The organism is Aliiglaciecola sp. SL4, from assembly GCF_041538045.1.
Taxonomy (GTDB): Bacteria; Pseudomonadota; Gammaproteobacteria; order Enterobacterales; family Alteromonadaceae; genus Aliiglaciecola.
Map to the genome: position 1 here is coordinate 681,628 of NZ_JBGOSE010000001.1, position 21,608 is coordinate 703,235.

The window sequence follows — 21,608 nt, forward strand, 5'->3', positions numbered from 1 at the left end:
TAGTGGTCTTGAGCTGTAATCATCAGGATGGTAAAAAAAATAAAAAAGCCCCGTAAAACAGGGCTTTCAGTTCATTTAGCTAACTCTTAAAAAGAAGCGGTAACTTCTTCAGAGCATGCAGTGCTTGCATCACAAATCATGTACACAAAGGTGGTACCTGAGGCGCGATACTCTTTATCACGATAACTACCTGTGTTTTCTACTGTCTCGAGTAGATCACCATTACGGTAGATATCAACCATATCTGCACCAGAACCTGAGTATGACAAATCAACTAGTAAGTTACCGAAGCGAGATAAATAGGCTCTATCGATTTCAAGTTCAATATCGACACTGGAAACAGCAACGCTTTGAATCGCTGTGTCCGATTGACCTTCAGCATCAGTTGTTGTTAAGGAAACATCATAGCTGCCCGTAGCTGGGAATATATGAACTGGATTGACGTCAACCGAAGTCGCGCCGTCACCAAAGTCCCAATAGTAGCTAACAATATCATTGTTGACATCTGTACTTTCATTGGTAAAGGTAGTCTGTAAACCGTCAGATTCATAACTAAAGGCTGATACGGGTGGTGTTTCTGCAACTTCACCTATTCCAGTAATCGTGAGTTCCCAACCATTAAGATTACCATTATCACCGTTATAGATATCTAGCACATTTAATGTCCAATCACCGGTTGCCACTTCACCATCAAATGCACTGGATTCAAAGCTCTCAACAATGTCATCTTCACTACCGCCAGTGTTAGCTGTAAGTACTGTTGATGTGCCAGAAGGAGAGGTCAATGTAAGAACTAAGTCGCCTCTGTAAGTATGGGTGATATTAACAAAAGTACTAGTTCCAAAAACGGTCAATGGATCAGCAATGTTGATCACTGAATCAATACCAATATCATCAGGATCATCTTCATTCGGCAGGGTAGGTATAGAGGTGTTGTTACTATAAACAAAGTCGTTTAGTCCTAGTGGCAACACATACAAACCTAAGGTTTTTTCTTTGACAATGTCACCACTAGTTCCCGTTACTGTGAACTCGTAGTCGCCATAAGGCGTATCATCTGCCGTATCAACTGTTAAGGTAAAAGTATCCCTCGGTTCTACAGTGGTTGCTGATAAAATACCTAGACCAGAAATATCAGTTAACGATAGGCTAACGTCACCTTCCCAGTCAGAGATGCTAGCCACTTCGAATGTATAAACAGCGCTTTCACCTGCGGTAATTTCTAAATTAACTGGGCTAACACTAAACTTAAACCCAGGAGTGGGATCTGCGTCTAATAATGCCTGATGGACATTGAGACGTTTTCCAGTAACGGTTCGACCTTGCATTACCGCATTATCATCACCTGTAGCCATTAACAGGTCTTTCATCTCAAGTGCCGTTAAATCAGGATTTAATGACCAAACTAGAGCTGCTGCACCAGCAACATGTGGAGTTGCCATTGATGTGCCTGAATAGCTCGCATAGCCATTTCCTGGAGTAGTCGATAAAATAGCGCTGCCTGGCGCGGCCATATCGACAGTGGTTAATCCATAAGAGTATCCAGAATCACCATCTGTACGATTAACACTTGCCACTGAAAGGATGTTGTCATTTTCATAATTAGAGGGGTAGTGAGGGAGTACATCATTGTCAGTTCCATCGTTTCCTGCTGCAGCTACAAATAAAATATCTGCATCACCCGCAATTGTAATCGAATCTTTTAAGGCTTGACTGAAAGGACCACCGCCCCAACTGTTATTGAGTGCTCGGACGTTTACGCCAGCATCTTTTAGCGACACAAAATAATCAATACACTCGATAGCACCAGCGGTATCACCGAATCCATCTGCCGCAAGGAATTTACATCCCGCAATCGACACTTGGTGGTTCACGCCCACAACGCCAATACCATTATTACCTGTAGCACCGATAGTTCCTGAAACATGGGATCCATGACCTTGATCATCCATCGGATCGGTATCACCGTTGACCGTATCTATGCCATAAACATCATCAACATAACCATTGCCATCATTATCTATTCCGTCACCAGCAATTTCACCTGGATTCATCCACATGTTATCGGATAGATCTTCATGCAAATAGTCAACACCAGTATCAATAACACCAATTACAATACTGCTGTCCCCAGTGGTAATATCCCAAGCTTCGGGGGCATCGATATCAGCGTCTTCAATGCCGCCGCTTTGGCCTGTATTATTTAACCCCCATAGAGAACCAAAATCGGCATCATCTGGAATGAGCGCTCTACTGACGATATAGTTTGGTTCTGCATATAAAACAGCAGGGTCGGCTCTAAGTGTTTCAAGAGCAGATTTTACAGACCTCCCACTCAGCTTTAATTTTGCCAATCGCCCATTCATCAAATGAGAAAAGCGATCATCAATTTCATCTTTGTTTAAATCAGTAATGCGGGCAGCTATTTTAGCTCTGGCCGATTTCTTTTGGCTTACAGAAGCACTGTCTTTATATACAACTAAGACTGAGTCTGTTTTATAACCATGCGAACTGGAAGCATAGGCATGGCTGACGGCTAGCGCTGGTAACAACGCCAGTGTGATTGCAGAAAGTTTGGCTTTCATAATTAAAGAATCCTAAATAAACACAAACAAACTTAGCTTTACGCTAAGCGACGGTTATAGATTCTCCAAACAACTTAACAATGAGTCTTGCATTTACACAACTATTTCAGAGTAGCCCTAAATTATGGTTTTTATCTACCTTGAATAACGAAAATACAACTTTTTTGGTAAAAATATTGGGCATTTTTGTGATTCTGGTACTAAAGGATTAGGAGTGAAATTCTTACCTCTACAAGCCCATTTTAAAGGCGATATTTACTAGCACTAAAGTGCTAACTGGTTGATTTGGTCAAGTTTGGTGTTTAATTAAGTATGTGATTTTTATAAGGATAACAAATACAACTTTAGGGCTATAGCGCTTGCTAGTCAGTTGGGTTTAAAGTCGTTTGCAGGTTTCAGAGCCGCATTTGTAGTGGACAAGGAGTAGTATCAGATGATTGGAAGCCCCCGCAATAAGATTAACAGACTTTGGAGGACTCACTGTCTCAAACATTTGGGGTCAGTTATCCTATCTAGCGGGTTGTTACTTTTGTCCCCTCCTTGCTTTTCACAACAAGACTCTCTAGACCTTGTAGACTCTCCTTTGACTTTAAGTCTAGCTCGTACCGTCAATTCTGAAGCATCACAAAGCGTGCTAATTATTGATCAATACGGCATACACAACACAACACATATAATTCAAACAGCCAATTCTTTAAATCATATAAGTGTTACACAAACTGGTCATAGCAATTTTGCGGACATCACACAAATTGGGGTGGGAAACTACGTTGATTTGGTGCAAAGCGGTGATGAAAACTTGCTCGAGGTTGTGCAACAAGGTGATTTTAACTTGGCGAATATAAGCCAACAAGGTGAGCAAAGTTTTATAGTTCATCAAATTGGAAACGATATGGTTGTAAACATCACCCAATATAAGAAGTAAAGCTGTTTACAATGACTTATGGAGAATAAAATGAAGTTTAGAAAAACGACAGTAGCCAGTTCAATTTTAATGGCGGTATTAGCAGCTCAGGCTGGTATTGCTCAAGCACAAAATACAGTTAAAGATGACAATCCATCAATCCAATCAGATTTCATGATTGATGCTGTGGGTAACGTTATCAACTTAACTCAATCTGCTTCCATTGGTAATTCTGTAGGTAACGAAGCCATATTAATGCAAGAAGGCGATTTTAATGGCCTTGATATCACCATCGTGGGTGATGCAAATATGGTTGACGCGGAACAAATGGGGGAAAGTAATATCATTTATGGCACCGTCACCGGTGATGAAAATGATGTAACACTTTATCAAAATGGCATTCAAAATGATGCCGAAATTGTTGTTCAAGGAAATTTTAATGAAATAGAGATTACACAGATGGGAGATGGCGGTCCCCTTGGTTTTATTTTTAATCGTTCAATAAATGATATTAGCGGTGATGACAATATTTTAATTGTGGATCAAGGTGATGGCGGCAACTGGGCGAACAACTCCATTAATGGTTATAGTAATGAAGTGGAAATTACGCAAACCGAAGATTGGCAGGAATCCTATATTAGCAATCTTGTCGGTGACGACAACGAAGTTGAGGTAGATCAAGGCGGGTACTTTAACATTGCTAGTTTCTCAGAAATTACGGGTAACGATAATGAGGTTAAACTTGAATCTGATGGAGAATACAACCGCATATACGGTTATATCTATGGTGATGACAACAGCATAGATTTTGAACAGTCTGGCGACGATAACTCCGCTGAACTCGGGTTGTTTGAAGGCAATGATTCAAGTGCTGAGATCACACAAATTGGTACCTTTAACGAAGCAACTATTGACAACCTAGGTGACGGAAGTGATTACGAGATCACTCAAATAGGTTACGGCAATATTGGCTATACAGGCGCTATCGGGGCTTACAACGACTTCTCTATTTTGCAAAACGGTGAATTTAATTTAGCAAGCACAGTAAATTTCGATGGTTTCTACAATGAAGTAAGTATATCTCAGCAAGGGAATGAAAATACCTTGTTAGCGGAAGCTGGAGTAGGGGAAGATGGTCCTAGTGGTTATTATGCTGATGATAACTTAATTGACGTTGAACAAATGGGTAACCAAAATGATGCTGTGATTCGCTTAGGCGGCAACATTGAGAGTAATTTTAATACCGTAGATGTCGCTCAAAATGGTGACTTGAATGTGTTGGACTTACTCATCAATGGTTCTGAAAATAGTGTCGATATTTTACAAGAAGGAAATGATAACTGGATTGTTGGTGAGGATACATACGCGATGACCATTACGGGTGACGGTATGAGTCTGTCTATCTCACAAGTGGGTAACGATAACTTAGTTACTGGCAGCATGAGTGGCACCGGCGGCAGTATATCTGTTAGTCAAGTCGGCGACTATAATGTCGCTACTATTACTCAATTGTAAAAATTGGTCTTGAACAAGGGGGATTCTTCCCCCTTTTCTTTTTGATCTTAGTGATGTTGTTTTTACAAATGAAGTTGACGAATAAAAATTCCTTAACACGACTTTCAAACTTAACGTTAAAGCTTACTCGAAGGTTGTGTCTTGTTGGTTTAATTTTATTTAAACCTGTCTTTGTGGCGGCGGATGAACTCACTCTAAGTGGTCTACTGCTAGACAATACTATCAGTCGTCAAGGACATGAGTTCGCAAGCGAATTTGGTAAATACTGGCGAGATATCCCCGATACATTTGGCCAAAATGTTCACATTAAAGAAATTATTGTTCCCCAAGCCGGAACGAAATTAACAGTGCGGTTTGATAATCAAATTATTTATCAAACCTATATGGGGCGCAGGCAAACCCCAATCAAAGAACGCGTTGAAACCGCAGTGGTACTTTTAGTCGATGCTCTTTCACGCTCAGGCATGACCCAAAACAACCCTGACCTTGCGGAAGATGAATGGTAAAAATATGAAAAAAATAAACATAGTTAATTTAACTTTCCTGATGGGAATACTTTCCTCACCACTATTGGCAACTGAACTAGTATATGAACCCATTAATCCAAGTTTTGGTGGGAACCCATTGAACGGTAGTTTTTTGCTAAGTAAAGCAAATGCTCAAAATACCCATAGTGCCTCAAGTGCTTCAAAAACCTATGCTGAGAGTTTACAAGAGTCATTAGAAAGAGCCTACATTAATAGAATCGTCAGAGAAGTGACCGATTTAGCATTTGGCGAAGTCAGTTATGATGAAAATGGTGACCCCATTGAAAGTATCTTTTCCGAAGATTCCATATTTGTTAGCGGCGAGTTTCAAGTGGAGTTAATCACTAGCAACCCAGATAGCATAATTGTTGAAATCAGCAATATTGTTACCGATGAAATTACTATCGTCGAAATCCCAAGGTTCGAATAATATGAAGTATTATGTTGTATTGGCCACTTTATTGTTATCAGGGTGTAGTTCTTTTACAAATGTTATTCCTCCTGCCACCGAAGAAGCAATCGTCATTGAAGATTCCTCTACCTTAAAAGAGCTAAAAGGTTTACCTAAGCCTTTTGGTTCTATTCCTGTTTCAGTTTATGCATTTAGAGATCAAACTGGTCAATATAAACCGAGCGCAGGTGCCAGTTCTTTTAGTACCGCTGTGACCCAAGGAGCAACATCTATTTTGATGCAAGCTTTAAGTGAAACTGATTGGTTTTTACCCGTTGAACGGGAAGGGTTGCAGAACATTCTTACAGAGCGAAAAATAGTCAGGGCGGCTCTCCAAAGCGATAGCAATGCTAATGAAAAAACCGAATTACCACCCTTAACCACAGCTAAAATCATCATTGAGGGGGGAATAATCAGTTACGACTCGAATATTAGAACGGGAGGGTTTGGTGCTGAATATTTTGGTATTAATGCTTCAGAGTTATATAGAGAAGATCAAATTTCAGTTTATATGCGCGCTATTGATGTTCGAACTGGTCAAGTTTTAATTTCTGTTTCAACCAGTAAAAAGGTTCTGAGCAAAGAGATCCGTGCGGGGTTGTTTCGCTATATCAGTTACAAAAGGCTAGCCGAAATCGAAGCGGGCTATACCACTAATGAACCTATGTTTACTTGTGTGCAACAGAGTATCGAAAAAGCTATTTCTGAACTGGTGCTCAAAGGTATTAATAAGGGGGTGTGGAAAGCGCGAACTTAGTTTGCCTTTTCAAACTAATTTGATTGCACAATACAGGAGTTGAATAACGCAGAAACAGCCTATTAACAAGCAGTTTCTGTTGTTTGTCTAGACCAGGTGATTAACTCTACTCGATTTCTACAACTGGTTTTTCTAAAGATACTGTAGATGTGGGTTTTGACCGTATTGACACTGATATGCAGTTGATCGGCTATTTCTTGGTTTTGTGCACCTTGGCTAATGTATTTGACGATAGTTTGTTCGCGCTTAGTTAAAGACTGTTGCCAGAATCCTGTTTGACTTCTGTCCACTATATCTGTGGAAAAATTAGCATCACTCAACATTTCATCGATTAGCAACTCAAGGGCATTTCTACGAAACCATTTTCTATCTTGTTTAATGGTGTTAATACCTTTAATTACTATTTCAAGTTTATCATTTGCGTAAAAAATACCTGATATGCCGTGTTTAATGGCTGCAACTTCAAAATCTAAATTACTACTTGCATTGAATAAGATAATCTTTATTAGATTTTTGTATTTTAAAACCGGAACTTGTTGAATTGAATTTTTGTTAATTGTTTTACAATCAACAAAAATCACATCGAAAGACGCAATGTAATCAGATTTTGGACAAAAGTTTCCAACCTGTAAATCAAATCCACAGGCATCTACAAGATCTAGAAAGTGGTTTAATTTACAGTGCCGCTTTTTGTGGATATCTTCTTTTTGAGGAGAAATTACAAACGCTCTATTTCCTTGCATAGCTTAGAGTCCTTTGAGAGTTTACTTTCTTTTTATTATGATGCTTAACGAGTTTGTAACACTCAGAATACATACATGGACTCATAAGTTCAATAAGAAAAGGTAAAAAAAATACACTCTAATATTACTGTTATTTACACACTTTTCTAGAGTGAAATAAACAAAGTTAAATTAGTCACTTACAAAGAATTTAGAAAATGAATCGAATTTATTGATAGATGAATCTATGATTTAAACAATCCATTTTTAAGCTATTTCAAGTATCACTTTTTATTACAATTAAAGCCTAATAATTTGGGTTGAAAATCGACAATGGGTACTAGTGTTTAGAGGCTTCAGTAAACGTCGAAAGTTGTGTTACGATCTTCAAATCGAATAAATGCATTTACAGGCTATCTTAAAAAGTCTGTTTTTTATCCTCCAAATATGATGCTTTATAGATAATTATCAAAAGTTTATTGTGCGGAAAAAGGTTTATACTGAATTGCAATTTCAGTATTAGGCCACTGTTTATACAATAAAATAACTGTTCAATTGGTAGTAAACTCAACCAAGAACTTAGCGTTAAAGCTTACTCATTTAAAAGGCCCGTTTGATGTCAGGATTAGATCGACAAGTATTGCAATCACTCCCTAAAGAAGTTCGTTTACCAGAATATAACTTGAAAACAACTACCCGTGGCATTGTACATTTAGGACCGGGTGCATTTCATCGTGCTCATCAAGCTGTGTATACCGATTTAGCTATGTCTGAACAAGGCGGGAACTGGAAGATTGATGGTGTATCCTTACGTAGCAGAGATCTGCGAGATAAGTTAGCCAGCCAAGATAATTTATATTCATTAATGGTGTTGGATGAAGCTCCCTATGTACAAATTGTCGGAGTGTTTAATCAGATGTTTGTGTTAGGGGAGCAGCGGCAACAAGTGATGGATGCAATGACCGATGCTGCTACGCATATAATTTCGTTAACCGTAACTGAAAAGGGCTATTGCCTTAATAGTAAAGGCGAGCTTGATAGGCAAAATTCTGACATTAAACATGATTTGGCGACACCTGATGCCCCGGTTTCTGCCATTGGCCTTTTAGTGGCTGCATTGAACGTAAGATTCACCGAGCAGAATAGTGAATTAACTATTATTAGCTGCGACAATGTATCGGGCAATGGAGATAAACTGGCTAAAGCCGTGTTGACTTTTGCTGCAGAGATATCCAGCTCTTTGAGTCAATGGATAGAAAAGAATATTTGTTTCCCCAACACTATGGTAGACAGTATCACGCCAGCTACAAATGATGAGTTGAGAGAGAAAACTCAACAGGAAATTGGTGTAGATGATGCTTGGCCTATTCAGCGCGAGTCTTTTAGCCAATGGGTAATTGAAGATAAATTCAGTGGCCCTAGACCTGCTTGGGATAAGGTTGGGGTTATCTTTACTGATGATGTACATCAGTACGAAAAGGCAAAACTACGAGTGTTAAATGGTACACACTCAACTTTGGCTTATTTAGGGAGTTTATGTGGACTGGAAACGGTTTATTCAGCAATCAGTTTACCTGCAATTGAGCAGTTCATAAAAAAATTACTGTCCCAAGAAATAGTTCCGTCAATTGGAAATTCAGATAGCATGAATTTAGAACAGTATGCCGAAGATATTATTCACCGATATCACAATAAGAATATTCGTCATCTGTTGGCACAAATAGCTTGGGATGGCTCACAAAAACTGCCATTTCGTATACTTAACCCGATTAAAGATAACATGCACAATCAGCGTAGTATCAAACTGCTTTGTGTTCCTGTAGCTGCTTGGTGCTTATTTGTTGGCAAACGTTACGAAGAGCAACAAGAGTTAGTTGACCCTATGGCACAAAACTTACTCAAACTAGCACAAAAGCACGCTGATGATCCCCTGCAACTAACTGATGCAATCTTGGATTTAACCTCCATATTTGACGATTTGTCGAGCAATGAGGAGTTTAGAAGCATAGTTAAAGGTCATGTAACAACCTTGTCCACTATCAATCAACAAAATTTGACGGATTGTTTGAACCGTTTAGAAGAATGAGTTTTCGCTTTTAGCGCTCATTCATCTGCATGTTGAAGTTTATGGGTATGTATAGAATGAAAAATGCGTTGCTAGTTTGATTGACCGTGACCTTGTTGAGCAAAGCTTTTGATGTAATGCATTCTATTCTTTACCTTGCAACTCAGTGTTGACGTACGTATACTATGCGCATCTTTTGAGACGGGCTCCCTCTGAATTGGATAGTAACGTCTCGATTAGTTGGTTTAACTGACTTAGAAACTGCAAGAAAAGATACTGATTTTTCCAGAATTACCTTATTAGGTGAGTCGATTCTTGCGACCACTTATTCGACGGTCCGCACAACTTCTGTTTCGCGTTTCGCATTCAGTTTGTTAAGCAGCCATAAGAGTTGAATAGTGGGTTAGGGTCCAGAAACAAAAAGCCCCGCTTGTCCGGGGCTTTTTGTTGTTATTATTGGTTTACTATATCTGGGCTTTTCGCCCTTTTTTTGTATTTGGAGCTTTATTTTTGTCACAACTTGAACAAAAACTCACGGATATGCTAATTGCACCAGTTGAAGCTGCAGGCTTTGAGCTGGTGGGAGTAGAATTTGTTCGTGCCGGAAAACACTCAACGATGCGTGTCTATATAGATCATCCTGATGGTATTACTGTTGAGAATTGCGCTGACGTGAGTTTACAGGTTAGTGCAGTGCTAGACGTGGAAGACCCCATTAGTACTGAATATAACCTAGAAGTGTCATCTCCTGGCATGGATAGACCGCTTTTTAAAGAAGCCCATTATCAACAGTGTGTTGGTGAGGTTGTGGCAATACGGTTGCGTATGCCAATGAATGATAGAAGAAACTTTAAAGGTACATTGTTAAGTGTAGACAATGGAAATTTAACGGTAGAAGTTGATGGTCAAGAATTCGTTTTAGCCGTAGCAAATATCGAAAAAGGTAATTTGGTTCCAACATTTTAAGAAAGATTCATATTAGCGCTTTCTTAGGGAAGCAATCAGTGAGGCAACGATGAATAAAGAAATTTTGTTAGTGGCAGAAGCCGTTTCAAATGAAAAACAGGTTCCCAAAGAGAAAATCTTTGAGGCATTAGAATATGCTATTGCCAGCGCTACTAAAAAGAAGAATGAAGGCGAAATTGAAGTAAGAGTAAATATCGACCGCGAAACGGGCGATTTTGATACTTTTCGCCGCTGGGTAGTTATTCCTGATGATCAGGTACAAGAAAACCCGTATGCAGAAATTACCTTTTCTGCAGCCCAAGTAGATGATCCTGAGATTCAATTGGGTGAATTTATAGAAGATCAGATTGAATCAATTAAATTTGATCGTATCACTACGCAAACAGCTAAACAGGTTATCGTACAAAAAGTACGTGAAGCCGAGCGAGCACAAATGATTGCGGAATATGAAGATCGTGTTGGTGATTTGGTTACAGGTACAGTGAAAAAGGTGAATCGCGACAACGTTATTATCGATTTAGGTAATAATGCTGAAGGGGTTATTTACCGTGACGATATGCTTCCTCGCGAAACTTTCCGCCCAGGTGACAGAGTACGAGGTTTGTTATACGTAATCCGTCCCGAAGCCCGTGGTGCACAGTTATTTATTAGCCGAACACACCCAGATATGTTGGTTGAATTGTTCCGTATCGAAGTGCCGGAAATAGCAGAAGAAACGTTAGAAATTAAAGCCGCTGCCCGTGATCCAGGTTCACGCGCTAAAATTGCTGTGAAAACTAACGATAAGCGCTTGGACCCTGTAGGGGCTTGCGTAGGAATGCGTGGTTCTCGTGTACAAGCCGTTTCTGGTGAACTTGGCGGTGAACGTGTTGATATCGTGTTGTGGGATGAGAATCCAGCGCAATTCGTCATCAATGCTATGGCACCTGCTGAAGTGGCATCAATCGTTGTTGACGAAGATGCAGGTTCGATGGATGTTGCTGTTGAAGCAGACAACCTAGCACAGGCAATTGGTCGTAGTGGTCAAAACGTACGCTTAGCCAGCCAGTTAACTGGCTGGACACTTAATGTAATGACCGTTGAAGACTTAAACTCTAAACACGAAGAGGAAAACTCGAAGGTGTTAGGTGTGTTTATTGAAAGTCTTGATATTGACGAAGATTTCGCTGCCGTTTTGGTTGACGAAGGATTCTCAACAGTCGAAGAAATCGCTTATGTTCCAGCTAATGAATTGTTAGCCATCGAAGGTTTCGATGAAGACATGGTTGAAGAACTTCGTGGTAGAGCAAGAGCGGCATTAACCACACAAGCTTTGGCGAATGAAGAGTCACTTGAAGCTTCTGAACCAAAAGAAGAATTACTAAACCTCGAAGGTATGGAGCGCCATGTGGCCTACGTACTAGCAAGTAGAGGAATTACAGACCTTGAGGGCTTAGCCGAACAAGGTACTGATGAAATCAGTGATATTGAAGAACTAGACGAAGAAAAAGCCGGACAGCTAATAATGGCTGCACGTAACATCGTTTGGTTTAGTGAAGAATAAGTAAGATCAACAAGAGGAATACAGCTATATGGCAGAAGTCTCCATCGAAAAACTAGCCACCGACATAGGCACTCAAGTTGATCGCTTAGTTCAGCAGTTTGCAGACGCAGGTTTAACAAAAAAAGCGGGTGATATGATCACCGAAGATGAAAAGCGTCAATTGCTTGATCACCTGAGTAAATCTCACGGTGGTAATGGTTCGGAAGGACCAAAGCGCATGACCTTGCAACGCAAGACTACTAGTACGTTAAGTGTTGGTAAGTCAAAAGCTGTTAAAGTTGAAGTACGTAAAAAACGTACTTATGTTAAACGCACTGATGTTGAAGAAGCGCGTTTAGCTGAAGAAGAAGCTAAGCGTAAAGCGCAAGAAGCGCAGGAAAAACTTGAAGCAGAGAAAAAAGCTGCTGAAGAAGCGAAAAAAGCAGCTGAAGAAAAAGCAGCAAAAGCGGCAGAAGCTAAAGCGAAAGCAGAAGCTGAAAAAGCGGCAAGAATTGAACAAGCAAAAAAAGAAGCCGCAGCTCGTCAAAAAGAAGAAGTGCAATTGTCTCCAGAAGAAAAGGCAGCTCAGGAAGAAGCAAGAGCAGAAGCTGAACGTATCCGTAAACTTCAGGAAGATGAAGCACAACGTAAACTTGAAGAAGACGCTAAGAAAGCGGCTGAAGAAGCAAAACGTTTAGCAGAAGAAAATGAGCGTCGTTGGAAAGAAGAAGAAGAACGTCGTAAAAAGCAAGAAGCTGAAGAAGTGCATGTGCACTCTAACCGTTATGCTCAAGAAGCAGAAGATGAAGAAGATGCGCAAGTAGAGCGCGGCTCTCGTCGTCGTAAAAAATCGAAAAAGAATGCTGGTGCTGACCTTAAGCATGGCTTCAACAAACCAGCTCAACCCGTAGAACGTATTGTTCGTATTGGTGAAACTATCAGTGTTGGCGAACTTGCTAGCAAAATGGCAATTAAAGCCACTGAAGTAATCAAAGCGATGATGAAAATGGGTGAAATGGTAACCATTAACCAAGTATTGGACCAAGACACTGCGGTATTAGTAGTAGAAGAAATGGGTCACAAATATGAATTGGTCAATGACAACGCATTAGAAGACGAATTGTTAGCTGATAAAGCATCTGGCGATAAAGAAAACAGAGCGCCAGTGGTTACCATCATGGGTCACGTTGACCATGGTAAAACCTCGTTGTTGGATTACATTCGTAGAGCGAAAGTTGCCGATGGCGAAGCGGGTGGTATTACCCAGCATATTGGTGCTTACAGCGTTGAAACTGATAATGGTCGAATTGCCTTCTTAGATACGCCTGGACACGCCGCGTTTACTGCCATGCGTGCTCGTGGAGCAGTAGCAACAGATATCGTTATCTTGGTTGTTGCCGCAGACGATGGCGTAATGCCACAAACAAAAGAAGCTGTTCAGCATGCAAAAGCTGCTGGCGTACCTTTGATTGTTGCGGTTAACAAAATGGATAAAGAAGCTGCCGATCCAGATCGTGTTAAGACTGAATTATCGCAACTTGAAGTTATTTCAGAAGAATGGGGTGGTGAACACCAATTCGTAAACGTATCTGCTAAAACAGGTATGGGCATCGATGAGCTTCTAGAAGCGATTTCTTTGCAAGCTGAATTACTTGACTTACAAGCTGTACCAACTGGCCCAGCAAAAGGTATCGTTATTGAATCTCGCCTTGATAAAGGTCGCGGCCCTGTGGCTTCGGTACTGGTTCAAGAAGGTGAGTTGAAAGCTGGCGACATTCTATTATGCGGAATCGAATACGGTCGTGTGCGTGCCATGCGTGATGAAAATGGCCATGAAGTAACAGTTGCCGGTCCATCTACACCAGTAGAAGTGCTTGGTTTATCCGGTGTGCCAATTGCTGGTGAAGACGCATTAGTTGTGCAAGATGAGCGTAAGGCCCGTGAAGTTGCGAGCAAACGACATACTAAACAACGTGATTTGAAACTAGCTAAACAACAAAAAGCCAAGCTTGAAAACATGTTTGCAAACATGGAAGCCGGTGATGTGAGTGAACTGAATGTGGTATTAAAAGCCGATGTTCAGGGCTCTGTAGAAGCAATTTCAGAATCCTTAACCAAACTTTCTACTGATGAAGTAAAAGTCATTATTGTAGGTAGTGGTGTTGGTGGTATTACTGAAACTGATGCTAGCTTAGCTGCGGCTTCTAGTGCCATTGTGGTTGGCTTTAACGTTCGTGCCGATGCGACAGCTAGACGCATAATTGAAGCTGAAGAAATCGACTTACGTTACTACAGTGTTATTTATGACCTGATAGATGAAGTTAAACAAGCAATGAGCGGTATGCTTGCACCTGAGTTCAAACAACAAATTATTGGTTTGGCTGAAGTACGTGATGTATTTAAATCACCGAAAATTGGTGCAATCGCTGGTTGTATGGTAACTGAAGGTAACATTAAACGTAGTGCGCCTATTCGTGTACTTCGTGAAAACGTAGTTATCTATGAAGGTGAACTTGAATCACTTCGCCGCTTCAAAGACGACGTACAAGAAGTACGTAACGGTATGGAATGTGGTATCGGCGTGAAAAACTACAACGATGTTAAGGTCGGTGACCAAATCGAAGTATTCGAAACCGTAGAAGTAAAACGCGAAATATAACCCTCGCGTTTCAATTAGAATTAAAACGGGGGCTTAAGCCTCCGTTTTTGACTGGAATTTAGGAGTGTCAGTATGGCTAGAGAATTTTCCCGCACTGAACGAGTTGGACAGCAAATCCACAAAGAAGTGGCCAGCATTTTCCAAAATGAATTTAAAAATCGTGATCCACGTTTAGGCATGGTGACTGTATCTGGGGTTGATGTCTCTCGAGATTTAGCCCATGCAAAAGTCTATGTGACTTTTTTCGAAACAGATGAAGAAAAACTGAAATTGTTTAATCAAATTTTGGAAGATAACAAAGGCTTTATTCGCACTTTGTTAGCTAAACGTATGCGTATGCGTGCAGTTCCTGCTTTGAAATTTTATCAAGACACGTCAATCACTGAAGGAATTCGTATATCCACTTTAGTATCACAAACACTGAATGACGATAAAGAACGTGCCTTAAAAGCCGGTCGTGATTTAGATAAAGAAGATCAGGACACGGACGATAATCACTAATGGCGAGAAAGCGTAAAGGACGTGCCATCGATGGCATGTTACTCCTCGACAAGCCGTTAGGATTATCCTCTAACGATGCACTGCAAAAGGTTAAGCGTTGTTTTAATGCTGCAAAAGCTGGCCACACGGGTGCCCTTGATCCTCTGGCAACAGGTATGTTGCCTATTTGTTTAGGAGAAGCCACCAAGTTTTCACAGTTTCTTCTGGATGCAGATAAAACCTATTCAGTTACAGCCACTTTGGGTGTGCGTACGACAACGTCTGATGCTGATGGTGAGATTGTTGAGAGCAAACCTGTAGAGGTTAGCAAAGCAGAAATTGAAAAAGCCTGTTTGAGCTTTGTGGGAACGTCGGATCAAGTACCCTCCATGTTTTCGGCCTTAAAGTACCAAGGTAAACCCCTTTATTTTTATGCCAGACAAGGTATTGAAGTACCCAGGGAAGCCCGGAAAATCACTATCTTTTCGTTGCAAATTGAAAAGATTGAAGACCATAAAGTGGATATGATTGTGCATTGCAGTAAAGGCACTTATATTCGTTCTTTAGTTGATGATATTGGCCAACTTTTAGGCTGTGGTGCTTTTGTTAGCCGTTTACACCGCTCTAAAGTAGCCGACTATCCTGCTGATAAAGTCATAACCTTAGATGCATTGTTGGCCATGCGACAGGTCATTAATGATAATGAATTGGATATTATGGATGACAGCAGTTTTGAGGCCATGGATGCATTGTTATTAGCCATGGATTCACCGGTCAAAACTCTGCCAGCAGTTAAACTAGACCCTGAGCGAGCAAGCTATTTTTGTAATGGAAACCCAGTTAATCCTATACAAAAACTATCTATGCCGTTAGATTCTCAAGTAAGAGTTTATTCGAATGAGCTATTTTTAGGGGTAGGTTTCATTGATGATAATCTACAGATTGCACCTAAACGCCTAGTGGTAAGATAAACCCTTCTGCAATAACAAACTAAAGTTGAGTGAATCAATACTCAGGGTAAATAGTTAATTTAACACTGTTTGCTCTGAGTTTTTTTATGGGTGCAAATCACTCTTGAATGATAACTTGGCTAATAATAACCGCATCCGTTACTTTAAAAGGTGAGGCCATAATATCTTCTCCTCGAGGTGTTAATTGCATAAGATGTTGTGCTAAGTCTCGACTTGTTTCCACTAATCGTAATGTTGCCGGGTGACTATCAGGACGATATTTTATTTTCACGTCAATGGGCTGCATATCATTTACAACATAGTACATCACCGAGTTATTCTGTTTTCTACTGCCTAATATGTCGAATGCTTTTTGGTTAATCGACAATGCAAACACATCTAAAGGTGTATCACTTATAATTTGAATTGAATTAAGAGGGCGACTGGGTTCGATTTTCAGTGTGAGTTGGCTGATATCATTTTCATCTACTGAGTGAGTTACCGTTACATGCGCCGGTTGGATATCAAGAGCCTGAGTTTGGCTAGCATAATGGGCAGAACGACTCGTTCTATCTGAAACTAAGCCCATTAAATCACTAGTGTCTGTGTCCTTAAGCGTAAAAAAAGGTTGAACAAAACTATCTAAATGTTGGTTATAGGAAAATAGCCTAGCTTGGTTTGACTCAGTATCGTATAGGTAATTAATACTGCTTGGCTTTTTTCGATCCTCAGAATAATCTGCGTTGAGGTGAATGCCAACAAAACTAATAAATGCGCCCGCTAAACAAAATAACTGAATACTTCTGAGCCCTTTGATAATAAAAAATATTGGCAGTAAGGTCATCAGTAACAACGTGGTCATTATTGTAGCGATAGCTAAATTTGGAAGCCCTAGTCCTACCACAATCGTCGGTATCAGAGGGGATATTATGACTAAACCGGGTAAACTAAAAAGCGTATAGGTAATGACCTTTCTGTTTGCCGTGGTTCTGTATCGAAGAATATTGCCAAAAATTGCCAGTGGAGCGACGGCTAAAATAATAAAGAAGCCCGCTCCCGTTAGAAAAATACCAATTAAAATATTAATGACAATCCACAGGGCAATAATAGGCAAATACCATTCAACTATTCTTATGCTTGGAAACCGTTTAGCGAATACTTGGTAGGTGAAAAAGCCCATACAAATGGTAAGCAAAATGGCGGTAGTTAATATGTAGTGACCGCCGTAGGGGAATCTTTGCGGTATATCATTGAATTGCGGATAAAGCCAAACTAAGACATGCCAACCTACTAAGCCTATAGCGAATGCTAAAATAATATTTAGGATAATGGGGAAAGTGGCTATTAATACAGACTTCAATTTAATCCGTTTTTTGTTAATGGCGCTAATGGACATCATTAAAAAAACCAGTGCCACTAAAATACTTATGGGCAGTACCCATAAAAATGGATAGTCATAGAGCGCAATATTAGCAAAATTAAAATACACCACATCTTTGTTAGTGGTGAGTTTTTCTAAATCTGAATTAGCAAAGTAGGGTAATAAGGCCGATAAATAGCTAATTTGATGATTAAGGCTAGACGCATCTAATCTCTCTGGAGTGTCTTGGGCAGTATGGTAATCGAAATGATCATCAATAAAGGCAAAGTTTAAGCCGTTGATGTCAGCTTCTTCTCTAAATACAGTGAGATCGGTATCATTTGGCAACATTTTATAAATGCTATACATCAAAGAATTAGCCGTAGGGTTGGTCAACTTAGCATCAACTAACCCTTCCACTATATTTTTGTTACCGTGATTGGTTTCCAATAAGGTGAAGCTTGGTCCCCCAGAACCTCGTGCTTCAAAGTTTAGAATTAAGCCAATTTTATCTGCCGAGGGATGTTCTTTCACAAAACCTTGCGCGCCAAGTAAACCTTGTTCTTCGGCATCGGTAAAAATAATATAAATATCGTTGCTGTGGGTTAATCCACTGTTTAAAAATGCGCGGGTTGCTTCAATTATTGCCGCCACGCCACTGCCAGCGTCACTTGCACCATGAGAATAGCCATTGGCCGAATCGTAATGGGACATTAAGGCTAAAGCTTTATTCCCCTCCGAAGGTGTTGTAGCTGGTATCTTGGCAATAATGTTAGATACAGTTGAAGCCACAAAATAGTTTGATCGCAACCCCAAGGTTGTTTGCACTTCGACCTCTAAATCTAACTCTTCTAATTGATTGACTAAATAGTTTCGAACCTTGGCATGTCCGCTAGAGCCGGTGAAGTGGGGGAGTTCACTAATGTTAGCTATGTGAGCCCAAGTATTGGCGATAGATATAGTCTCGTCAGCTATTTTATATTGAGCATCATCAGCGGGTTTTTGTGCATTCCAGCTCCATACTACTGTAAAGACAATTGCCATCACTACGAGGAAACTATAAAGCCTTGAAGCTGTCATTTCATATTGAGCCATGGCATTCCTTGGTAAAATTTGCCGTATGCTTGCTAGGCTACGGGGGCTGATAACTATTAGTTTAATGTAGAATAAAAAAGCAACAAATTCGAGTTAGATTAATTAAAGCATCACTCAGGTTTTATAATCAGTATTTGTCGGTAATTTACCTTGATAAAAATAGCTGCATCGCTATAATACGCCCTCTTTCGACTCCGCTGAATTAGTGATCGGCGAGTCTTTATTAAATTTGGAGAAAAATATGTCACTAACTACTCAAGAAACAGCACAAATAATTGCCGACTTCGGTGTTAAAGAAGGTGATACTGGTTCACCTGAAGTACAAGTTGCTTTATTGACTAACAACATCAATAAATTGCAAGGTCACTTCGCTGATCATAAGAAAGACCATCACTCACGTCGTGGTTTGTTACGTATGGTTAGCCAACGTCGTAAGTTACTTGATTACCTTAAAGGTAAAAATGTAGAGCGTTATCAAGACCTTATAAAACGTTTAGGTCTACGTCGTTAATTCGATTTGATAGCATAAAAAAGGCGCTTAATAGCGCCTTTTTTGATCCAGTTTAAAAATTCTATTGGGTTAAAGTCGAGCTTGTTGTTGGTTGAAAAATTCTTCACGCTCAGTCTCAGTAAGAATTCCCACGAAAGGTGAGTGACGTCGTAATTTATTCATCCGTTCATTTTCAACACATAGTTGTGAGACTACACTGGACATATCACCTTTCAGTTCCAGAATTGACCACCAATCTAAATATAAGCCTCGATAAATTAATCCAGCATTGAATCGTGATTCAAGTTTCTCTTCAACTTTGTTGATCATCTCGGGGGACTGCAAAAGCTTTTCACCAATACGTTGATGGATAGCCAACAAATTTTCGTCAATAGCATTGGGCTGTTTAGTATTGTTTCGCGATACTCTCATGGGTTAACCTCCAAATAGATATGGAACCCGTTATTGGTTTTCATCTAATAAAGGCGCGAGCATTGATTCTAACCCGTTAAGTTTTATTTCATACATTAACGCCAGTTGTTCTCCTAGTTTTCCTGCTGGAAAGCCTTTTTGATGAAACCAGACTAAATAGGGCTCAGGTAAGTGCAGCAGTTTTCGGCCTGCATACTTGCCAAATGGCATGGTTTGGTTGACTGCTTGTTTTATGACTGTTGGATCAAACATTCGCTTGCTTCATTCTAATCTTGTTGTATTGAGTTTTGTTGGGTATCCCAAAGCTTCTTATATAAACCATGCTGCTTTAAAAGCTCTTTATGCGTGCCTTGTTCTACTACCTGCCCTTTCTCTAGTACAACAATTTTATCAGCATCTATGATTGTGGAAAGACGGTGAGCAATCACCAAACTTGTATGCCCCTTGGATACGTCTTTAATGGCATCTAAAATCGCTTTTTCTGATTGGCTGTCTAACGAAGACGTCGCTTCATCAAAAACTAATATAGGGGGCCTTTTTAAAATGGTTCTGGCTATTGCAACCCGTTGTTTTTCACCACCAGAAAGTTTTAGTCCACGTTCGCCCACTTGGGTTTGAGCACCTTTAGGTAAACTGTCTACAAACTTTCGGAGGTGGGCTAAGTCTATCGCTTGATTCACTTCTTCATCGCTAGCGGTAGGTCGGCCATAACGTACATTCTCGAAAATACTGTCATTAAATAAAACTGTATCTTGGGGCACTATTCCAATGGCTTTTCGTAAAGACTGTTGGGAAACTTGACTGATATCTTGGTCATCGATCAGTATTTTTCCCTTTGTTACATCGTAGAAGCGAAATAGTAATTTTACGATAGTCGATTTTCCCGCACCACTTTCACCGACCACTGCGACTTTTTCTCCAGCTCCTATGCTGAATGAGAGGTTATCTAAAATAGGGCGGTCGGGGTGATAGCTGAATCCGACATTGCTAAAGGTGATCTCTGCACCATTGACCTTTAAAGTCGTATCGTCATGCTCATTTTTAACAGTGGCGGACTTGCCAAGTAAACCAAATAAATTTTCAATGTTCGCTAACGAACCTCGAATTTCTCGATAGACAAACCCCAAAAAGTTCAAGGGCATAAATATTTGCATGGTAAATGCGTTGATCAATACAAAATCACCAATGGTCATCTTATTATCGGCAACACCATAGGCAGCCATGGCCATCATAGATGTCATGGCAATGGCAATAATTAATGCCTGTCCACCATTTAGTGCAAATAATGATAGTCGGTTTTTGCGTCTAGCGGATTCCCAGCCTGCTAAGTCATTATCATAGCGATTGGCTTCATAAGCTTCATTATTGAAGTACTTGACGGTTTCATAATTGAGGAGGCTATCAATGGCTCGCGTATTGGTACTGGAGTCAGCAAGATTGACTTCACGTACATATTTAGTTCGCCAGTCAGTGGCTTTCATGGAAAATGTGACATAAAACACCACTGAAAGAAGGATAACGATGGCGAAGTTAAATCCGTAGTTATAAAACAGTAAGCCAACTACCATGGCGATTTCTATTAGCGTTGGGCCAATATTAAAAACCATAAAACGCATAAGAAAACTTATGCCACTGGTACCTCTTTCGATGTCTCTGGTGAGCCCGCCAGTTTGTCGATTCAGGTGAAAGTCTAAGTCTAGGCTATGTAGGTGCTCAAACACACGTAACCCAACTCGACGCATGGCTCTTTCTGTCACCCTGCCGAATAAGGTGTCTCTAATTTCACCAAATAAAACATTGGCAAGACGCAAGGCTCCGTAGGCAACGATCAGTGCAATGGGAGCGAGAATTAGCTGCTCTGTTTTTGAATTTAAGCTATCTACAGTGTGTTTTAGCACAAAAGGCAAACCAACACTGGCTAACTTGGCGGCCACCAAGCAAACAAATGCGAGAAACACTCGTTGCTTAAATTCTAATAAGTACGGCCATAACTGTTTGAGAACTAGCCAGTTAACAGGAGTATCAGGATCAATTGGTATTCTTCGTGAACGCATATTGTTGCTGCAGGAATAAAACGTAGGGTCAGTTTATCAGAAAAGCTCACTCACTGATTGACGGTTTTACAAGA

The 21,608-nt window shown here is 40.2% G+C and carries 18 protein-coding genes; 12 read left to right on the plus strand and 6 right to left on the minus strand.

All coding sequences use genetic code 11. The annotated features are described in order from the left end of the window. Positions 1-86 precede the first annotated feature (86 nt). Entirely contained in the window at positions 87-2,585 is a 2,499-nt protein-coding gene (locus tag AB6T38_RS03055) for a S8 family serine peptidase (RefSeq protein WP_372545896.1), read from the minus strand. 529 nt (positions 2,586-3,114) lie between these two features. On the opposite strand from AB6T38_RS03055, the gene AB6T38_RS03060 reads away from it, so the two are divergent. From AB6T38_RS03060 to AB6T38_RS03080, 5 genes are all read left to right on the plus strand, one after another. Continuing rightward, positions 3,115-3,510 carry a curlin subunit CsgB gene (locus tag AB6T38_RS03060; protein WP_372545897.1) on the plus strand — a complete coding sequence of 132 codons (396 nt, stop codon included), beginning with the start codon at positions 3,115-3,117 and terminating at the stop codon, positions 3,508-3,510. Positions 3,511-3,540: 30 nt separating this feature from the next. Continuing rightward, positions 3,541-5,004 carry a curlin gene (locus AB6T38_RS03065; RefSeq protein WP_372545899.1) on the plus strand — a complete coding sequence of 488 codons (1,464 nt, stop codon included), beginning with the start codon at positions 3,541-3,543 and terminating at the stop codon, positions 5,002-5,004. A gap of 68 nt (positions 5,005-5,072) precedes the next feature. After that, the gene (locus AB6T38_RS03070) at positions 5,073-5,510 is read left to right on the plus strand and encodes a CsgE family curli-type amyloid fiber assembly protein (RefSeq protein WP_372545900.1); all 438 of its coding nucleotides are present in this window, start codon (positions 5,073-5,075) and stop codon (positions 5,508-5,510) included. A gap of 4 nt (positions 5,511-5,514) precedes the next feature. Further along, a complete protein-coding gene (locus tag AB6T38_RS03075) occupies positions 5,515-5,961 on the plus strand; it encodes a curli assembly protein CsgF (RefSeq protein WP_372545901.1) in 447 nt (148 codons plus the stop codon). A 1-nt stretch (position 5,962) separates the two neighbouring features. Continuing rightward, positions 5,963-6,739: a CsgG/HfaB family protein gene (locus AB6T38_RS03080; RefSeq protein ID WP_372545903.1), complete on the plus strand. Its 777-nt coding sequence runs from the start codon at positions 5,963-5,965 to the stop codon at positions 6,737-6,739. 62 nt (positions 6,740-6,801) lie between these two features. Here the strand turns inward: AB6T38_RS03080 and AB6T38_RS03085 are convergent, their stop codons facing one another. Then, the gene (locus AB6T38_RS03085; RefSeq protein WP_372545905.1) at positions 6,802-7,482 is read right to left on the minus strand and encodes a response regulator transcription factor; all 681 of its coding nucleotides are present in this window, start codon (positions 7,480-7,482) and stop codon (positions 6,802-6,804) included. 595 nt (positions 7,483-8,077) lie between these two features. Between AB6T38_RS03085 and AB6T38_RS03090 the strand changes: the two genes are divergently transcribed. The 6 genes from AB6T38_RS03090 (at position 8,078) to truB (ending at position 16,124) form a co-directional block, all read left to right on the plus strand. After that, entirely contained in the window at positions 8,078-9,547 is a 1,470-nt protein-coding gene (locus AB6T38_RS03090) for a mannitol dehydrogenase family protein (RefSeq protein ID WP_372545906.1), read from the plus strand. Positions 9,548-10,036: 489 nt separating this feature from the next. Then, positions 10,037-10,492, plus strand: a complete 456-nt coding sequence (gene rimP, locus AB6T38_RS03095; RefSeq protein WP_372545908.1) for a ribosome maturation factor RimP — start codon at positions 10,037-10,039, stop codon at positions 10,490-10,492. A gap of 49 nt (positions 10,493-10,541) precedes the next feature. After that, positions 10,542-12,035: a transcription termination factor NusA gene (nusA, locus tag AB6T38_RS03100; protein WP_348493222.1), complete on the plus strand. Its 1,494-nt coding sequence runs from the start codon at positions 10,542-10,544 to the stop codon at positions 12,033-12,035. Positions 12,036-12,063: 28 nt separating this feature from the next. Beyond that, positions 12,064-14,673 (plus strand): translation initiation factor IF-2, encoded by a 2,610-nt coding sequence (gene infB, locus AB6T38_RS03105; RefSeq protein ID WP_372545910.1) that lies wholly within the window; start codon positions 12,064-12,066, stop codon positions 14,671-14,673. Between the two features lie 72 nt (positions 14,674-14,745). After that, positions 14,746-15,174 (plus strand): 30S ribosome-binding factor RbfA, encoded by a 429-nt coding sequence (gene rbfA / locus AB6T38_RS03110; RefSeq protein ID WP_372545912.1) that lies wholly within the window; start codon positions 14,746-14,748, stop codon positions 15,172-15,174. Beyond that, positions 15,174-16,124, plus strand: coding sequence for a tRNA pseudouridine(55) synthase TruB (truB, locus tag AB6T38_RS03115; RefSeq protein ID WP_372545914.1), 951 nt, complete (start codon positions 15,174-15,176; stop codon positions 16,122-16,124). The genes rbfA and truB overlap by 1 nt, the downstream gene beginning before the upstream one ends. Positions 16,125-16,221: 97 nt before the next feature. Here the strand turns inward: truB and AB6T38_RS03120 are convergent, their stop codons facing one another. Next, the gene (locus AB6T38_RS03120; protein WP_372545916.1) at positions 16,222-18,558 is read right to left on the minus strand and encodes a M20/M25/M40 family metallo-hydrolase; all 2,337 of its coding nucleotides are present in this window, start codon (positions 18,556-18,558) and stop codon (positions 16,222-16,224) included. Between the two features lie 241 nt (positions 18,559-18,799). On the opposite strand from AB6T38_RS03120, the gene rpsO reads away from it, so the two are divergent. After that, the gene (gene rpsO / locus AB6T38_RS03125; RefSeq protein WP_216047418.1) at positions 18,800-19,069 is read left to right on the plus strand and encodes a 30S ribosomal protein S15; all 270 of its coding nucleotides are present in this window, start codon (positions 18,800-18,802) and stop codon (positions 19,067-19,069) included. Between the two features lie 69 nt (positions 19,070-19,138). On the opposite strand, the gene AB6T38_RS03130 is transcribed toward rpsO, so the two are convergent. The 3 genes from AB6T38_RS03130 to AB6T38_RS03140 are packed head-to-tail and all read right to left on the minus strand — an operon-like array spanning position 19,139 to position 21,534. Continuing rightward, positions 19,139-19,480 carry a hypothetical protein gene (locus tag AB6T38_RS03130; protein WP_372545918.1) on the minus strand — a complete coding sequence of 114 codons (342 nt, stop codon included), beginning with the start codon at positions 19,478-19,480 and terminating at the stop codon, positions 19,139-19,141. A 30-nt stretch (positions 19,481-19,510) separates the two neighbouring features. After that, positions 19,511-19,732, minus strand: coding sequence for a DUF3820 family protein (locus AB6T38_RS03135; protein WP_303474229.1), 222 nt, complete (start codon positions 19,730-19,732; stop codon positions 19,511-19,513). A gap of 14 nt (positions 19,733-19,746) precedes the next feature. After that, complete coding sequence (locus tag AB6T38_RS03140; protein WP_372545920.1) at positions 19,747-21,534, minus strand: ABC transporter ATP-binding protein/permease; 1,788 nt, start codon at positions 21,532-21,534, stop codon at positions 19,747-19,749. Between the last annotated feature and the right edge of the window lie 74 nt (positions 21,535-21,608).

Excerpts from the sequence above, each read along its gene's own strand:
- AB6T38_RS03055 (WP_372545896.1), bottom strand. The coding sequence starts at position 2,585 with ATGAAAGCCAAACTTTCTGCAATCACACTGGCGTTGTTACCAGCGCTA.
- AB6T38_RS03090 (WP_372545906.1), top strand. The coding sequence starts at position 8,078 with ATGTCAGGATTAGATCGACAAGTATTGCAATCACTCCCTAAAGAAGTT.
- rbfA (WP_372545912.1), top strand. The coding sequence starts at position 14,746 with ATGGCTAGAGAATTTTCCCGCACTGAACGAGTTGGACAGCAAATCCAC.
- infB (WP_372545910.1), top strand. The coding sequence starts at position 12,064 with ATGGCAGAAGTCTCCATCGAAAAACTAGCCACCGACATAGGCACTCAA.
- AB6T38_RS03075 (WP_372545901.1), top strand. The coding sequence starts at position 5,515 with ATGAAAAAAATAAACATAGTTAATTTAACTTTCCTGATGGGAATACTT.
- AB6T38_RS03070 (WP_372545900.1), top strand. The coding sequence starts at position 5,073 with ATGAAGTTGACGAATAAAAATTCCTTAACACGACTTTCAAACTTAACG.
- AB6T38_RS03085 (WP_372545905.1), bottom strand. The coding sequence starts at position 7,482 with ATGCAAGGAAATAGAGCGTTTGTAATTTCTCCTCAAAAAGAAGATATC.
- AB6T38_RS03120 (WP_372545916.1), bottom strand. The coding sequence starts at position 18,558 with ATGGCTCAATATGAAATGACAGCTTCAAGGCTTTATAGTTTCCTCGTA.
- nusA (WP_348493222.1), top strand. The coding sequence starts at position 10,542 with ATGAATAAAGAAATTTTGTTAGTGGCAGAAGCCGTTTCAAATGAAAAA.
- AB6T38_RS03065 (WP_372545899.1), top strand. The coding sequence starts at position 3,541 with ATGAAGTTTAGAAAAACGACAGTAGCCAGTTCAATTTTAATGGCGGTA.
- rpsO (WP_216047418.1), top strand. The coding sequence starts at position 18,800 with ATGTCACTAACTACTCAAGAAACAGCACAAATAATTGCCGACTTCGGT.
- AB6T38_RS03080 (WP_372545903.1), top strand. The coding sequence starts at position 5,963 with ATGAAGTATTATGTTGTATTGGCCACTTTATTGTTATCAGGGTGTAGT.
- AB6T38_RS03135 (WP_303474229.1), bottom strand. The coding sequence starts at position 19,732 with ATGTTTGATCCAACAGTCATAAAACAAGCAGTCAACCAAACCATGCCA.
- AB6T38_RS03140 (WP_372545920.1), bottom strand. The coding sequence starts at position 21,534 with ATGCGTTCACGAAGAATACCAATTGATCCTGATACTCCTGTTAACTGG.
- truB (WP_372545914.1), top strand. The coding sequence starts at position 15,174 with ATGGCGAGAAAGCGTAAAGGACGTGCCATCGATGGCATGTTACTCCTC.
- AB6T38_RS03130 (WP_372545918.1), bottom strand. The coding sequence starts at position 19,480 with ATGAGAGTATCGCGAAACAATACTAAACAGCCCAATGCTATTGACGAA.